The organism is Persicimonas caeni (assembly GCF_006517175.1).
GTDB lineage: Bacteria > Myxococcota_A > Bradymonadia > Bradymonadales > Bradymonadaceae > Persicimonas > Persicimonas caeni.
This window is the reverse complement of the sequence record NZ_CP041186.1, coordinates 1718534-1734428: the sequence shown is the minus strand read 5'-3', so window position 1 is coordinate 1734428 and position 15895 is coordinate 1718534. Positions and strand designations below refer to the sequence as shown.

At 63.2% G+C, this 15895-nt stretch carries 12 protein-coding genes; 5 read left to right on the top strand and 7 right to left on the bottom strand.

Annotated features, from left to right (window positions below; all coding sequences use genetic code 11):
• The first annotated feature begins 73 nt into the window (after positions 1–73).
• Positions 74–1576 (top strand): serine/threonine protein kinase, encoded by a 1503-nt coding sequence (locus tag FIV42_RS06425; RefSeq protein ID WP_141196875.1) that lies wholly within the window; start codon positions 74–76, stop codon positions 1574–1576.
• 90 nt (positions 1577–1666) lie between these two features.
• Complete coding sequence (locus tag FIV42_RS06420; RefSeq protein WP_141196874.1) at positions 1667–2797, top strand: Gfo/Idh/MocA family protein; 1131 nt, start codon at positions 1667–1669, stop codon at positions 2795–2797.
• On the opposite strand, the gene FIV42_RS06415 is transcribed toward FIV42_RS06420, so the two are convergent.
• From FIV42_RS06415 to FIV42_RS06390, 6 genes are all read right to left on the bottom strand, one after another.
• Positions 2763–4142: a glycerate kinase type-2 family protein gene (locus tag FIV42_RS06415; RefSeq protein ID WP_141196873.1), complete on the bottom strand. Its 1380-nt coding sequence runs from the start codon at positions 4140–4142 to the stop codon at positions 2763–2765. The genes FIV42_RS06420 and FIV42_RS06415 overlap by 35 nt on opposite strands.
• A 272-nt stretch (positions 4143–4414) precedes the next feature.
• Complete coding sequence (locus tag FIV42_RS06410; protein ID WP_141196872.1) at positions 4415–6331, bottom strand: acyl-CoA dehydrogenase family protein; 1917 nt, start codon at positions 6329–6331, stop codon at positions 4415–4417.
• A gap of 14 nt (positions 6332–6345) precedes the next feature.
• Positions 6346–7005 carry a TetR/AcrR family transcriptional regulator gene (locus FIV42_RS06405; protein ID WP_141196871.1) on the bottom strand — a complete coding sequence of 220 codons (660 nt, stop codon included), beginning with the start codon at positions 7003–7005 and terminating at the stop codon, positions 6346–6348.
• A gap of 135 nt (positions 7006–7140) precedes the next feature.
• Positions 7141–7536: a hypothetical protein gene (locus FIV42_RS06400; protein WP_141196870.1), complete on the bottom strand. Its 396-nt coding sequence runs from the start codon at positions 7534–7536 to the stop codon at positions 7141–7143.
• A gap of 27 nt (positions 7537–7563) precedes the next feature.
• The gene (locus tag FIV42_RS06395; protein WP_141196869.1) at positions 7564–7836 is read right to left on the bottom strand and encodes a hypothetical protein; all 273 of its coding nucleotides are present in this window, start codon (positions 7834–7836) and stop codon (positions 7564–7566) included.
• Positions 7837–7846: 10 nt separating this feature from the next.
• Entirely contained in the window at positions 7847–10918 is a 3072-nt protein-coding gene (locus FIV42_RS06390; RefSeq protein ID WP_168210462.1) for a CehA/McbA family metallohydrolase, read from the bottom strand.
• Positions 10919–11186: 268 nt separating this feature from the next.
• Between FIV42_RS06390 and FIV42_RS06385 the strand changes: the two genes are divergently transcribed.
• The 3 genes from FIV42_RS06385 (at position 11187) to FIV42_RS06375 (ending at position 13664) form a co-directional block, all read left to right on the top strand.
• Positions 11187–11753, top strand: coding sequence for a hypothetical protein (locus FIV42_RS06385; RefSeq protein ID WP_141196867.1), 567 nt, complete (start codon positions 11187–11189; stop codon positions 11751–11753).
• Positions 11738–13096: a cytochrome-c peroxidase gene (locus tag FIV42_RS06380; protein WP_141196866.1), complete on the top strand. Its 1359-nt coding sequence runs from the start codon at positions 11738–11740 to the stop codon at positions 13094–13096. Before FIV42_RS06385 ends, FIV42_RS06380 begins: the two co-directional genes overlap by 16 nt.
• Positions 13097–13217: 121 nt before the next feature.
• Positions 13218–13664: a CBS domain-containing protein gene (locus tag FIV42_RS06375; protein WP_168210461.1), complete on the top strand. Its 447-nt coding sequence runs from the start codon at positions 13218–13220 to the stop codon at positions 13662–13664.
• Positions 13665–14055: 391 nt separating this feature from the next.
• On the opposite strand, the gene FIV42_RS06370 is transcribed toward FIV42_RS06375, so the two are convergent.
• Positions 14056–15486 carry an ammonium transporter gene (locus tag FIV42_RS06370; RefSeq protein ID WP_141196864.1) on the bottom strand — a complete coding sequence of 477 codons (1431 nt, stop codon included), beginning with the start codon at positions 15484–15486 and terminating at the stop codon, positions 14056–14058.
• Positions 15487–15895: the final 409 nt, after the last annotated feature.

Here is a 15895-nt window from a genome sequence, read left to right as displayed (position 1 = left end):
GTAGTGGCTTTGTGTGGCTACGTTGGATAGCACGAAGCCGGCGTTTCGAGCAATTGCGTCAGGAGTATGACAGGTGGAGCCCGAGGACGAAAACAAGGCCGCGCGCACCGGGGCGGAGAGGGGCGCCGAGGCGCGTGTGGGCGAATTGATCGCCGGGCGCTACGAGCTGCTCGAGCCGATCGGGCGCGGCGGGCAAGGCCGAACGTGGCTGGCCTACGACAGCCAGACCAGCCAGGTGGTCACCGTCAAGGAGCTCGAATTGTCTCGAGCGCCCGATTGGAAGACCGTCGAGTTGTTCGAGCGCGAGGGGCGGGTGCTGGCTTCGCTCGACCACCCGCGCATCCCGGCGTACGTCGACGCGTTTCACGTGGATCTTCCGGACACCGGCCAGACGCGCTTTTTTATCGTCGAGGAGTACGTCGCAGGCACCTCGCTGGCCGACTTGATCGAGGAGGGCCGCCGGTTCGACGAGGACGAGTTGCTCGACATCCTCGAGGGGGTCCTGGAGATCTTGAGCTACCTGCACGCTCAAAACCCTCCCGTCGTCCACCGTGACATCAAGCCCGCCAATATCGTGCAGGGGAGCTCGGGAGACCTCGTCTTGGTCGACTTCGGCGCCGTCCAGAGCGTGCTGCCCGACGAACTCGGCGGCTCGACCGTCGTCGGCACGACCGGCTACCTGCCTCCCGAACAACTCATGGGTCGCGCGCAACCGGCCTCGGATCTGTACGCGCTGGGGGCGACGGCGGTGCATCTGCTCAGCGGCAGGCATCCGGCCGAGTTCGACATGCAGCGCAATCGGCTGCAGTTCCACGAGCAGGTGCGTGTGGAGCGCTCCGTGCGGGACTTCATCGACCGGCTGTTGGAGCCGGTGGCCGAGGACCGTTTCGAGTCAGCCAAAGAGGCGCTCTCTTATCTGCGCAGGCTTCGTGGCGGCGAGCCTGCCGACCACGCCCTGGCGCGAACCGATGCAGGCGAGGAGGCGTGGCTCAGCCGCCACAAAGAGACCGTGCTCGTGGAGCATAGGGCGACGCCGAGGCTTCGCTTCGACGTCGCGCTCGCCACCGTGAGCCGGATCGACGAGGGGCTGGAGCGAGCGCCCGGCCACGTGGTGCTCGACTTGATGCCCGAGCGCGTCGAGATGACCTTCCGCAGCGGCATGCCCACGCTTCGGCCCGAGTACACGGCGCTCGGGCTGGTCGTGGTGATTACGCTCGTGTTGGTCATCCCGATGGCCTGGCCGGCCAAGATCGGCTCGGTGCTCTTCTTGTTGGCGTTCGGCCTCGTCAGCGCGCGGCTCTTCTACCGGCGCGCCGAGCGTCGGCTGCTGCTGACCCCGCAGACCTACGAGTTGATCGAAGAGGGCCGCACCCTCGCCAAAGGAGACCTCGCCGGGCTGGAGCGTGTTGAAACGAGCGACGAAGGGGTCTTGCTCGTCGAGGCCGGCGGCGACGAACTCGTGACCGCCGGCGGGCTCGGGCCCGACCAGGGCCGCTGGGTCGAGACACGCCTGCTGGAGAGCCTCGCCCAGCTTCGGCGCCACGGGCGGCTGCTCGAGTTCGACGAGGGCGGCTGAACGGGAGGCTCCGAGACCGCACTCCACTTCGTGTTCACATTTGGCACGGGAACGCATTTCGTTTCATGCCAAGCGCGCGAGGAGGAGCAAATGAGTCAATCGACAACAAGAGGCCGTGACACCATCCACTATGCAGTCGTCGGGTTGGGTCATATCACCCAGGCGGCGGTGCTGCCCGCATTCGAGAACGCCGACAACTGCGAGCTGACGGCGTTGGTCTCGGGCGACCAGGACAAGCTCGACGAGCTCGGCGACAAGTACGGCGTCGAGTACAGTGTGCACTACGACGACTACGAGGAGTTTCTCGAGGAGGGGCTCGTCGACGCGGTCTATATTGCGGTGCCCAATCACTTGCATCGCGACTTTACCGTTCAGGCGGCCGAGGCCGGCGTTCACGTGTTGTGCGAGAAGCCGATGGCGGTCACCGCCGAAGAGTGCCGCGAGATGATCGAGGCGTGCGAGCGAAACGACGTCAAGCTGATGATCGCCTACCGGCTGCATTTCGAGGCGGGCAACCTCGAGGCGGTCGAGCTGGTCCAACAGGGGAAGCTCGGCGACCTGAGGTTCTTCGATGCGACTTTCACTCAAGATGTCGTCGAGGGCGATATTCGGCTCAACCCCATCGAGAAGGGGGGCGGCAGCGTCTACGACATGGGGATCTACTGCATCAACGCGGCTCGGTTTCTGTTTCGGGGCGAGCCGTTCGAGGTCAGCGCCTGGTCGGAGAGCTCCGACGATCCGCGCTTCGCGGACTGCGACGAGATGACGAGCGCGATCTTACGGTTTCCGGGGCATCGGTTGGCCACGTTCACGTCGAGCTTCGGGTCGGCCAAGACCGATACGTTTCGCCTGGTGGGCACCGACGGCGAGTTGGTCATGGAGCCGGCGTTCGGCTACGCCACGCATATCAAGTACGAGCTGACCGCCGACGAGGATACCCAGTCGCACACCTTCCCCAAGCGCGACCAGTTCGGCCCCGAGCTCATCTACTTCGCCGATTGCGTGTTGGACAACAAACACCCCGAGCCGGACGGCTACGAGGGCATGGCCGACGTGCAGATCATCGAGGCGATCTACGAGTCGGCCAGAAAGGGCGAGCCGGTCATGGTCGAGCCTGTCGAGGAGCAGATTCGGCCCGAGCGCGACCAGGAGATCACTCGGCCTGGATTTCCCAAGCCCGACGAGGTCAAGGCGTCGGGTCCGAAGGAGAAAGGGCCGTAACGAGCAAGCACACCAGATCGTTGACGTTGGTGTTGGTCGGACCGGTGAGGATGAGCTCGCCGGTCGCCTCCAAAAATGGATACGCGTCGTTTCGCCGGAGGTGATCGACGGCGTCGAGGTCTTTGCGTCGGCCACGACCGACGGTCTCGCCGTCGATGATGGCGCCGGCTGCGTCGGTGGGGCCGTCGGTGCCGTCGGTCGCGAGGGTCGCGACTAAGATGTCGGCTTCGCCGGCAAGCGCGTGAGCCGCCGACAGCGCGAGTTCTTGATTTCGTCCGCCGGTTCCGTCGCCTTGCAGGGTGACCGTGGTCTCTCCGGCCAGAATCAAGCACGCCGGCGGCTCGATGGGCCGGTGATGATCTCGCACCTCGCGGGCGAGCGAGGCACAGACCACGCCGACCTCGCGCGCTTCGCCCTCCAGCGTCGTCGTCAGTATTGCCGCGTCGAATCCTTCCTCTCGCGCCTGCTCGAGCGCGGCTTCGGCGGCGGTGGCGCAGTCGCCGATGACAGCCACCGTCGTCTTCTCGAAGGCTTGGCTTCCCCGCTTGGGCGTCTCGTCGCGCTCACCGGCGACGCCGGCGCGAAGGTGCGCGACGACCGCATCGGGGAGCTTGTCTTCGAGCTCGAAGCGCTCCACGACCTGCCAAGCGTTTTCGTACGTCGATGCGTCGGGCACCGTCGGCCCCGACGCGATCGCGTCGAGCGGATTGCCGACGACGTCCGACAGGACCAGGGTGAGCGACGTCGCCGGGGCGATCGCCTCGGCCAGCCTGCCACCTTTGAGCTTCGAGCAGTGCTTGCGAATGGTGTTGATCGCGGTGATGTCGGCGCCACTTCCTACCAGCACGTCGGTCGTCTGCTGCAGGTCGTCGAGGGTGAGCCCGTCGGCCGGCGCAAGCAGAAGCGAGGATCCACCCCCGGATAGCAGGCAGATCACCAGATCGCTCGGACCGGCCGCACGCGCGATCTCGAGGACGCGCGCCGCACCCTCTCGAGAGCGCTCGTCGGGCATCGGATGCGCCGCTTCGAAGATCTCGATTCGCTCGGTCGGCACCGTGTACCCCTCGCGCACCACCACGAAGCTCTCGTCGATGCGGTCGGCGAGCATCTGCTCGAGCGCTCGGGCCATCGGCGCGCTCGCCTTGCCGGCGCCAATCACCACGACCCGCTCGTACGCGTCGAGATCGTAGATCTGCTCGCCGCAACGCAGAGTCTGTTCGTCGAATGATAACGCTTCGCGCAATAGTCGATCAGGCGCAACGGCGTTCAACGCAGCAGCAAGTATCGCGAGTGCTGTTGGTCGGTGCGGTCGATTGTCGTTGGGATGCTGGAGTGATGAAGACATGGTCTCAATCTCGGAGTGAGTCGATTGTTGACCACCCCTCCGCCTCGCAAACTACGCTCGGCACCTCCCCGGACGGGGAGAACTGCAAGAAAAGAAAAATGCCTTCAGAGGACGTATGCGTAGCCATAGGACACGTACTTGGCTAACGGTCTGGGGGGAATTACGTGCGACCGTCCTCCGAAGGCAAGACCCACTTTAGCAAAGAGTGAGCGTCTGTCAAACACTTTTTAGAATCTTTCTGAAGACGCCCCTCGAATGCTGCTCGTCGAGCTCTACTCGGCCGCGCCCTCCAATTGCTGTTCCGGGTGCAGCTTGGAGACCAGTCGGTCCCCTGTGGTGGTGATCTCGTCGTACAAAAAGCGGCAACGGGGCTCGGCGCGCTCGAGATAGCGCACAAAGACATCGCGTCGCTCCGGGTACTCCCGAGCCTGCTCGAACAACAGCTGGCAGATCTTGACGTCGGTCAACAATTTGGTGAGCCGCTCGGCGTGGAGCATGGCGTACGCGAAATCACGCTTGGGATTCCACTCGCGGGTCAACTCCTGAGGCCAATCGAAGATCGGCACGCCCGACAGCGACCTGAACTTATCGACCGCGGTCTTGGTCACCAGATGCTGCTCGGCGCTCAACAGCAGACTCTCGAGCTTGGCGAGGCGCCGCTCGAGCGGGTCGCGCGCCGACAGGCTCTGCCAGCGTTTCTGGGCGAGCATTTTGACGAACTCCTGCGGGTTGCGCATGATCGAGCTCATCGTGTCTTTCATCGCCATGAGCGCCTGGATCTGGCTGGTGCCCTCGTAGATGGGCATGACCATGGCGTCGCGCAGCAGCTTCTCGGCGCCATACTCGGTCGTGTAGCCCACGCCACCATGGATCTGGATGGCGCGCTGGGACATCTCGACGGCCTTCTCGGCGGCCAAGTACTTGACCAACGGCGTGATCTCGCGAGCCTCCCACTGGTGCTTTTTGTACTTCGCGCGCGCTTCCTTGGCCTCGACCGGATCTTCGGACATCTCGGCCATGATCTGGTATTTCTGGGCGATCTCCTCGTGGAAGGCTGCCTCGACGACCAACGCGCGCATGCCTTGGATATCGGTCTGCATCTCCTCGAGGTAATCGGCGATCATCTCGTGGCGATCGATCGTCTTGCCCATGCTCTCGCGCTCTTCGGCGTAGGCTTTGGACATCCGGTAGGCCGACTCGCACAGCCCGATCGACTCGAAGCTGATGCCGATACGCGCGTTGTTCATCAGCAAGAGCATCTGCTTGAAGCCCTCGCCGCGCTCGCCGATGAGGTAGGCGGGCGTCTTCTCGAAGTTCATCACGCAGGTCGACGACAGGTGGTGGCCCAGCTTCTCCTCGATGCGCTCGACGGTGGCCACGCGCTTTTTGTTGCCGTCCTCATCCTCCACCCAGGTGGGCACCAAGAAGGTCGAAAGCTTGGCGAGGCCGGCGTAGGCGCCGGCATCCTCGTCCTCTTCCTCGGTCTTGGCGATGACCACGTGGTATTTGCCGTGGCCGGAGGTGATGAAGATCTTGGTGCCGGTGACGTACCAGTTGCCGTCCTCGTCCTGCTCGGCACGGGTGCGAAGGGCGGCCATGTCGCTGCCGGCGTCCGGCTCGGTGATGTCCATCGAACCCCACGCTTGGCCGGTGATGATCTCGGAGATCTCATCGCCGAAGCGCGTGCTGGTGATGTGGCCGGTCTCCTCGTCGAACTCGGTGGTGCCCTCCATGATCGAGTAGACCAGAAGCGCCATGGCGATACCGCCGTGGAAGCCGTGGTGGGCGGCGATCGAGACGTCCGAGCGCGCCATCATCTCGGTCTGGAACATGTAGACCAGCAGCGGCATATTCATGCCGCCGAGTTCTCTGGGCACGCACATGCCGTGCAGGTCGAGCTGCTTGATCTGCTCGAAGATCTCGTCGAAACGCTCCGGGAAGATCACCTCCCCGTCGACCAGCTTGGGCCCCTCGCGCTCCATTTCGGCCACATACGGGTCGATCTCCTCGGCCACGAAGCGCCCGATCATCTCGAGCACGTTCTTGTAAAAGTCGACTGCCTCGTCGGCGTTCTGAAAGCCGTACTCGTAGTTGTAGTCGTGCTCGGTCAACCGGACGAGCGGCTCCCAGTCGATCCACTTTTCGATATAAAACCGAAGATCGTCGTTGTCTTTGTAGAAGTTTCCCATGGGTCGTCTCGTCGTTAGGGGTCGGGGTTCGAGGGGTTTTGGTCGGGTGGGTCGGGCTCGATGAAGAGACTCGAGCGCGCGATTCGTATGACTTCGTCGACCTGGCGTCGGTGCGGAGAGCGCTCGTCGGACAACGCGTCGAGCAAAGACTCGACGACGTCGCCGATGGCGATCGTGCCCACCACCAGTTGGATGATCTGCAAAATGTAGGCTTCCGGATCGAGGTCGGCGTGGATGATGCCTTCTTCCTGGCCGCGCCGGATATAGTCGGACAAGATCTTCATCCACGGTCCCAGAGTCTGCTGGAACAGAAGCTTCATCTCGTCGGGACGGTCGAGCATTTCGCGCACCAACAGGCGCGCACGGTCCGGATCTTCGTTGAAGAAGACCACGATCTCGTTGATGAGCGACTCGAAGCGATGCTCGCCGGTCGTCGCCGCCTGCAGCAACTTCGGGATCACCTCATTCCAGTGCGACATCACCCCGTCGAGCACCGCCCGACGCAGCTCCTCTTTGGATGGAAAGTGGTACAGGAGCGACGGTTTGGCGATTCCCACCTCGTCGGAGATCGCCTGGAGCGGGGTGCCGTCGAAGCCGTTGCGCGCAAAGAGTTGCGTCGCCACATGTAGAATCTGGGTACGTACGTCGGGGGTATTTTTTGGTGCGTTGGACATGCTGCCTACCACTTGGTTTTATTCTCTCTACCAAATGGTAGGCAATCTGGCAATTATAGCAAATAACCAACAGGAGTGATGGCTTGCCGTTGTTTTTTTCAGACCAGACCAGACCTGACCTGGAGGGTTTGGCTCTTACGGAGTCTGTCCGCCTGCCTGCTGGCAGTTTTGCTCGTTATTGAAGGTCTGCCAATTCTGCGGGGCTTCGCAGGGAGTGGCGTATTGGCAGCAAGCGCCGGTGTCCGGGTTCTTGGCCCATGTGATGACCTGGGCGCACATCCCCTGCGCTTGGCGAGGCTGGGGGCACTCGGCCGTTTCGCCGGTGTCGGCTTCCCCGTCGGCGCCGGCGTCAGCTTGCGGGGCTGTCTCGCCGGGTTCTTCTTTGCCGGGCTGCTCTTCGTCGGTCACGGGCTGTTCGGTGCCCGTCTCGGCAGGCTGCTCGGTTTGAGGCTTTTGAGGTTTCTTGTCGCAGCCGAAGGAGAGCAGGGCGAGGGTGGCGGTCAGGAGCAACGTCGCGCAGAGTCGCATCATGGCAAATCCAATGGTGTGCAAAAGGGATCAGTCGTCATCTCCGGCGCCCTCGCAGGCCGACTGGGACGCGAAGGTCTTCCAGCCGGTCGGCGCGGCACACTGGGATTCGTAGCGGCAACAGTGGCCGGTATCCGGGTCGCGCGCATAGCGCACCAGGTTGGCGCAGAACGTATCCAACTCGCGACCTTCGGGACAACGGTACTCGTCGGCGCCCGTCTGGCCGGCGGTGCTCGCGCAGCTGGTCAAACCCATGGTCAACAGAAGGAGTGCGCACGAGACGATGGGGATCAATCTGGTCATGGCGTCAGCCTCAGTGCTTGTGGCCATACTTCTCGATGAACCCGCCCAGCTCTTCGGGGGTCAGTTGGCCTTCGAAAGGCGCGGGCGCTGCTTTCTGCAACATCATAGGCTCCAGCGGCGTCTGGGCCAGCGCTTCGAGTGGCGGGTTGTCGTAGCCGTTACCGTCGGCGTCGACGAAGACCGGGTTCGAGAAGGCAAAGGGCATCACGCCGGTGCTGGGGATGACCGGATACATGTGGTTGCTGCCGCGCACCACGAAGACGACGTAGGCGTCTGCGGAGATATCGAGCGGGATGTCGACGGTTTTGGTCCAGTGGCTGTGCGTGTGGTCGCCCGACGCGACCTCGACCAGATCGCTCTGCTCGAAGGTGAACGGGTGCGACGAGGTCGGCGCGATGGGATCGTCGATCGAGCCGCCGGGGGCGGTGACGATCGCGTCGGCCGGCAGGTTGCTGTAGACGTCGATGGTGTCGACCTGCATCCACTCGGGGACGTCGATGGTGATCCGGGCGGTCACTTGCCCGTCGTCCGCCGCCAGCGTCTCGCCGAGCGTGGCGGTCTCACCGCTCGAGTTTTCGAGCTCGACGCGAAAGAAGGGCCCGTTGGTGCCGATGGCGCGGTTGTTATTCGAGGCGGCGGCGAAGGCTTGGGCGTCGAAGGTCTGCGGGGTGTCGTGGTCGTCGCCGACGAAGACGAAGGTCCGCGGGCTTCCGCCCAGGTCGGAGTAGAGCTTGTGGGTGTCGGTGACCGCGGTGGCGGTCGGCGAGAAGCCGCGGCTGACCATCGACAGCCACCAGCGCATCACCGTCCAGACGCGGCCCATGCTGTGCCCGTTCATCATCTCGATGGCCGAAAAGTCGTCCGACCACAGCCCGGTGTCTTGTCCTCCCGAGCCCGTCAGGCTGGGATCGAGGCGCTTGGTCTCCGGGTCGGCCAGGGTGATGCCGCGCAGCACGTCGGCTTTGAGCGGCGGGATGGTGCTGCCGGGGTGGTTGATCTGTTTGACCTGGGCGTTGTCGGGGTTTCCGTCCTGCTCGTCCACCCACTTGAAGACCTCCGCGGGCGTCATGTCGTAGTCGGTGCCGCGCGCCCAGTCGAGCGCGCCGCCACGGCGGTGAGCGGGGTCGCGTACCAGCGGGAAGGCGTTGAAGTGACCCAAGTGCGGGGTGGTGATTTCGGCTCCGACGACGCTGGTGATCTCGTGGCCGGCGCCTTGCCGGGCGATCTCGGGTCCGTAGTCGCTGATGAAGTCGTGGTCGGTGCTGATGAGCACGTCGACGCCCTCACCCATGAAGTTCTTCACACGGTTGTGCTTTCGCACGATGCTGTCGGGCGAGGTGACGCCGTGGACGTGAAAATCGGCCGAGATTGCGCCGGAGGTGTCGACCACACGGGCGATTTCGGCGTCGAGCGCGATCGACTCGCCCTCGGCGAGGTCGACCAGGTAGCCGCCATCGTCGGCGGCGTTGTGCGGCCAGATCGACCACTCCATGCCGCGGGTGACCGCCACGCGGTACTCGCCGGCGGGAAGCTCGATGCTCGCCTGGCCGTCGACGCCGACCGACACGATCCGCGAGACGTTCGAGGGGAGCGAGTCGAGGGAGACGTCGCGCTCCTGAGAGGTCGGCATGTCGGGGCAGGTGTCCACGCAGGTGACCATCACGCGTGCCGGGGTCGGCTCGTCGGCGGGCGTACGCACGTTCACCTCGATACGTGCCGGATCCTTCAAGACCAGATCGGCGTCGCCTCTTTGGGTGTGGGCGATGCTCAGCGAAGGAGCTTCGCGGCTCACTCGCCCGTCGAGACGGGCCCGCACCGTGTAGGCGCCCGTGGGCACGGTCATTTCGTACTCGCCGTCGGCGTTGGTGCGCGTCTGGTTCATGCCGCGATCCTCGGCGTCGATCGCAGTGACCAGGGCACCCGCGACCGGCTGACCAGTCGAGTCGGTGACTCTACCCGCGATAGTGCCGCGCTCGATTTGGAGCCGATCGTAGATGGGGTCGACCATCGAGTTGAGCTTGTCGTCACCGAAGAACTCCCAGTGCTCGACGATGCCGATCTCCTGGGGCTCGAGGTGGTAGAGCCCCTCGAGTGTTTTGATGCGCGACTCGCTGGCGAGCAGGGTTTGCAGGACGCTGTCGCGGCCCAAGAGCGACACGGTCACGCCCGAGATGGAGACCTGCACGCCACCGCGAGGCAACGCTTCGGCGGAGGGGCGCAGGTTCGGGTCGGGCTTGGGCAGGTAGGCGTAGCCGCCTTCGGGGCCGGCGTAGGCGACAAAGGGGAGGGTGTCGCCGTTGAGGTTATCGGCCCCCAGCGAGCGGTAGCCCCAGCCGCCAAGGCTGTTGAGCGGGTTGAAATAATTGCCGTGAGCACCGCCTCGCATCAGGTGGCCGACGGCCATGTGGGCGGTCTCCTCGCCGTCGTTTCGAAGCGCAGTCACCACACGCACGCCGGTGTCGCCGGGGTGCAAGATCAGATACCGGGTCAACTTGGCAGGCACGATCTTGTCGGGATCGAGGGCGACGCGGTCGAGGATACCGGGCGCGTAGTCGTTGGCCATCGCGCTGATGTTGAGAAAGTCGAGCAGTTCCAGGCGGCCGCTGACGGCCAGCACCGCCGGCCCGCCGTCGGAGCCGTCACGCAGCACCTCGAACTCCTCGGGCGCGAAGGTCTGGCCGACGTTGACCATCAGACAAATCTCGCCGGTCACGTCGTCGGTCCAAGTGCCATCGTCGCGTTTGTACTGGGCGTCGACGATATTGCCGCCCCACGGGCAAGGGCTCATCGCTCGATCGGTCCCCTCGACGAACAGTTTGACGCGGCCGTTCTCGAGCACCCAGTCGCCTACGCGCGCCTCGGTGACCGGACCGTCGGCGAGTTCGTCGTTCGACTCGACCTGGTAGACCTTGACGGTATCGGTCGACTCATTGTCCTCGAGGTAGTCGTCCAGCGCGATGGGCACCGCGACTCGAGTCGACGGACTCGTATCACCGATATCGCTTTTGACGTCGCCGCCTGCGTCAATCAGCGGGAAATTCTCGTTGGAGTCGGAGCCACAGGTGGCTCCCATCGTGAGCATCGCGACAGTCGCGATGGCTACGGAGCCAAGGAGGAGGCGAGGTCGGAGCGAAAGGGTCGGTTTCATGGCGCTTGGACCGAGGTGGCAGTGTTGTGACGTGTTGGTGACGCGAATGTTACCAGCTTTGTGGCGGGGTGCCAAAAACCGATCACCTCCATTGAATCCCACCCCCATCCTGCTATGTTAGCGCCACCGGCGTCGGGAAAGATCCGGCGCGATGACTTGTTGTTGTGATGACACGCAGTTTTTGCCTCGACGAGGACGTCTTATGAAGAAGCAATTGACCATCTTGTGCCTACTGCTCGTCGCGTTGGCGACGGCGTGTGAGAAGCAGGACGCCGAGCAGGCCGAACAGCCTGCGGACGAGGCGACCGAAGCTGCCGAGAAGACCGCAGAGGCTGAAGGTGACGAAAAGGCCGAACCCGCCGAAGAGCAAGAAGAGGGCGCTTCGCAGACTGACATCCCCGCCGATCAGACGATGAAGGGGAAGACCGAGGGCGGAAACTTTTATGTGGTTGTCACGCCGAAGCCCAATCCGATCCCGTTCCAAGAGCTCTTCGAGCTCGACGTGAAGGTCTACGAAACCGAGAAGGCCGAGAAGCTCGTCGAAGGCGTTGAGCTCGACCAGGTGCGTGCGACGATGCCCGCGCACAAGCACGGGATGAAGACCGAGCCCAAGGTCGCCAAGAACGAAGACGGTAGCTTCACCGTCACCGGCATGAAATTCCACATGCAGGGCGAGGGTGAGCATGGGTACTGGCTCGTCGAGACGGTGCTCAACAAAGATGGCACGATTGACCAGGCGAAATTCGACGTCCAATGCTGTCGCGAGTAGCAACATATCTGGGGATCGTCGGCGTGGCGGCTGCGCTCAGCTCGAGTGTGGCGTGTGACAAAGCGCCCGAGGCCGAACGATCTGCCTCGAGCGCTTCGGCCGACTCTGTCGTGGGTGTCTTCTCCGAGCGTGAGAAGAAGCTCATCGAACGCCTCTCACCGCTGGGCGAGCCGCCGGTCGACGAGACCAACGCGGTGGTCGGCGACGAGCGCGCGGCGACCCTCGGGCAGTTCCTCTTCTTCGATACGCGTCTGTCTCAAAACAACAAGATCAGCTGCGCGAGCTGTCACGAGCCCGACCACGGGTTTAGCGTCGCCGCCACGTTGGGCCACGGCATCGCGGGCACCCCGCGCCATCCGCCGAGCCTGCTCAACGCCGCTTACCACCATTGGTACAACTGGGACGGGAGCACAGACAGCCTGTGGGCGCAGGCCGTCGGGCCGCTCGAGAGCCCGGTGGAGATGGGCTTTACCCGCACCGGACTGGCCCATTTGATCTACGCCGACGCCGAGCTTCGCCGCGCCTACGAGGCGATCTTTGGCGAGTTGCCCGACATGTCCGATGCCGAGCGCTTTCCCAAGGAGGCTCGCCCGGTGCCCGCCGAGCCCGAGCATGCTCATGATCGAGCCTGGCAGGCGATGGCGCCCGAAGACCGTCAGGCGGTCAACCGCGTGTTGACCAACGTGACCAAGGCGATGGCGGCCTACCAGACGAAGCTCGTGCGCAAGGATGCTCCGTTCGACACCTTCGTCGAGGGGCTGAGCGAAGGTGACGAGGCCAAGATGGCCGCCCTCTCCGAGTCGCAGAAGCGTGGCCTCGACTTGTTCCTGGGCAAGGGCAACTGCGTGCAGTGCCACACGGGGCCAAATTTTACCGACGGCACCTTCCACAACCTCGGTCTGGGCCCGCGCGATTGGCTCGACAAAGACGAAGGGCGCTGGGACGGGGTGACCAAAGTCTCCAAGAGCGAGTTCAACGCCACCGGAGCCTACAGCGACAAGATCGACGGCAAGCGCGGCCAGTGGATCGAGTTTTTGACACGCACCTCCGAAGACCACGGTCAATTCAAGACGCCGACGCTGCGAAACGTCGAGCTGACCGCGCCGTACATGCACGGTGGTCACTTCGAGACGCTCGAGGAAGTGGTGCGGTTTTATTCGCTGCTCGACGAGCGAGTTCAGCTGGGCCACCGCGAAGAGATGCTTGTGCCGTTGGGCTTGAGCGACCAAGAGATCGACGATGTCGTCGCCTTCCTCAAATCCCTGACCGGCGAGCCCTTGCCGGACGAGCTGACAAAGCAGCCTGCCTCGCCCGTTTCCGGGGCGCAGCTTGCAAATCCCTAGCTTCTTCTAGGGTTTACCGGCTTCAACCTGTTCTTAACTTTGAACGCTGTGCGTGTGCGCGGGGGAGATGAAGTACGCGAACATGCGACACTCATCTACCAGTGGCCGTGGGAGGGCCTACATGGACAGCTTAGTCGGGGACGTACTCAATCAAAAAGGTTGGTTTATCCATACGATCGAACAGGGGGCGACCGTGTTCGACGCCATCCAGAAGATGGTCGATCTAAATATCGGCTCGCTCGTCGTCACAGATGACGGCGGCGAGATGGTCGGGATCATGACCGAGCGTGACTACTTGACCAAGGTCGCGTTGGAGGGTCGTTCGTCGAAGACCACCTTCGTCTACGAAATCATGACCAAGCAGGTCGTGGTCATCGAGGCCGGGTTCAACATGCGCCAGTGTCTCTTTTTGATGACCGAGAAGCGTTGCCGACACCTGCCGGTCGTGCGCGATGGCAGTGTTCAGGGGTTGATCTCGATCGGTGACTGCGCGCGCGAAATCGCCCACGACCGCGACGTGACCGTGCAGTACTTTGTAGACTTCATCCAAAGACGGTATCCTGCCTAAGCACAGGCACGTGACGCTTGTATCTTAAGAGTCGCTCCATGGCTGTTGAATCGCCTGGCAAGTATGCACGTGTTCTTGGTGGTTAGGTCTTGGTTCTTGGTCGATGTCTCGACGTCGTTACCAAGAACCAAGAGCCAAGAACGGTTGCAACTGTCGTGGAGGTTCGTCACGCCAGACGCTTCTCAAAAGCCACGCGTCTTACGTCCTTGTAATTAGACGCAAAAAAGCGCCGGCTGACTTGACCCCTGCGGTTCTTGTACGAACCAACCAAGGTTTTCCCCGTCACGTCAGCCGGCGCTTGTGTACCCGGAATCTCACCGGGATCCTGATTTCGGAGCCCGCGCTTGCAGCGCTGGTTCCAGACCTTCCTGGTCTGCCTCCGAAGGGGTCTTTATTCGCCTGCCGGGGCCTGTGCGGTGGTGCCGAGCGGCGCCAGCGCGGGCTGCGGCTCGTGCACCGGCCGGCGCGGCACCTCGAGGGCGGGCTGCGGCTCGAACTGGAAGCCGGCGTAGGCCTCCATGCCGTGCTCGCCGATGTCGAGCCCCTCGAGCTCTTCTTGTTCGTCGACCCGAAGGCCCATCACCGCTTTGATGGCCGTAAAGAGGGCGAAGCTGGTGCTAAAGCAGAAGGCGGCGGTGGCGGCCACGCCGATGAGCTGGGGCAAGAAGGCTTGGCCGGGGGCGAAGATGCCGACGGCCAGCGTGCCCCAGATGCCGCACACGAGGTGGACGGCGATGGCGCCCACCGGGTCGTCGAGCTTGATGCGGTCGATGCCCAGCACCGCCAGGACGACCATGACGCCGCTGACGCCGCCGACGATGATCGAGTCGAAGGCGCTGATGACGTCGGCGCCGGCGGTGATGCCCACCAGCCCGGCGAGCGCGCCGTTTAGCACCATGCCCAAGTCGGGCTTGTCCTGCACGATCCAGGAGGTCACCATCGCGCCGGCGATGCCTGCCGCCGCGGCGAAGCTTGTGGTCACGAAGACTGTGGAGACCGCCGCCGGGTCGGCCGAGAGCACTGAGCCACCGTTGAATCCAAACCAGCCAAACCACAGCAGAAAGACCCCCAGCGCGGCCAATGGCAGGTTATGCCCCTTGATATCGTTGATCTTGTCGTCGGTGTACTTGCCCAGGCGGGGGCCGAGGACCATCACGCCGGCCACGGCCGCCCAGCCGCCCACCGAGTGTACGATGGTCGAGCCGGCGAAGTCGTAGAAGCCGAGCTCGGCGAGCCAGCCGCCTCCCCAGTGCCACATACCCACGATGGGGTAGACCACCGCCACGTAGAGCGCCGAGAAGAGCAAAAACGGCTTGAGTTTGATACGCTCGGCGACTGCGCCGGACACGATCGTGGCCGCGGTGGCGGCGAACATGGCCTGGAAGATGAAGTCGGTCCAGTAGGTGTAACCCGGGTTGTAGGCTGCTGTGAGCCCCTCGGCGCCCGGATCGACGCCAAAGCCTGCAAACCCGAAGACGCCGCCGGCGGCCTCCGCGCCCGGATACATCAGGCTGAATCCAACAAGCGCGTACGTCAGAATGCCAATGGCCAAAATGCCGACATTCTTGAAGAGGATATTCACAGTATTCTTGGCGCGGGTAAATCCCGACTCGAGTGCCGAGAATCCCATGTGCATAATGAAGACCAGGATGGTCGCCACCAGCATCCAAGTATTATTGACGTAAAACAGCACGTCGTCGCTGGTCAGCGCTTGAGATTGGCCGTCGGCAGCGAACGCCGCGCCGGGCACCGCGAGGAGTGCGAGAAAACCAATCAGGGCGAATAATCTCCGCGTTGCGGTCGGTTTGTTTAGTAGATTCATGGTTTTGTCGGTCGGTTGAGCGTTCGGTGTTTGATGTCGAGAATCGACAGTACATAAACGGCGACACGCTTGTGCCACCTCGCCAGAGCCCATGAGCAACGGCCATGCCAGTGGCGCGAAATATCAGCGAATTTCTTGCAGATCGGGTCGTGTGGGGCGGCAGAAGGCGAAAGTTTCTTCGCCCCTCCTCGAGTGACAAGACGAAGCTGGTGAAGGAGCCTACATTTTTGTAGGATATGGCCACCGAGCCTACGAAAATGTAGGATTCGGGGAGGGCGGGCCGGCTTTTTTCGTGCGTTCTTGGTTGAATCGAGGCGTGAAGGGCACGGCGCGGCGGGTGGTGGATCCTACATTTTTGTAGGAATGGGCTCGTGACGCGTCCCAAAATCGAACCGAGCAACTTTGAGAG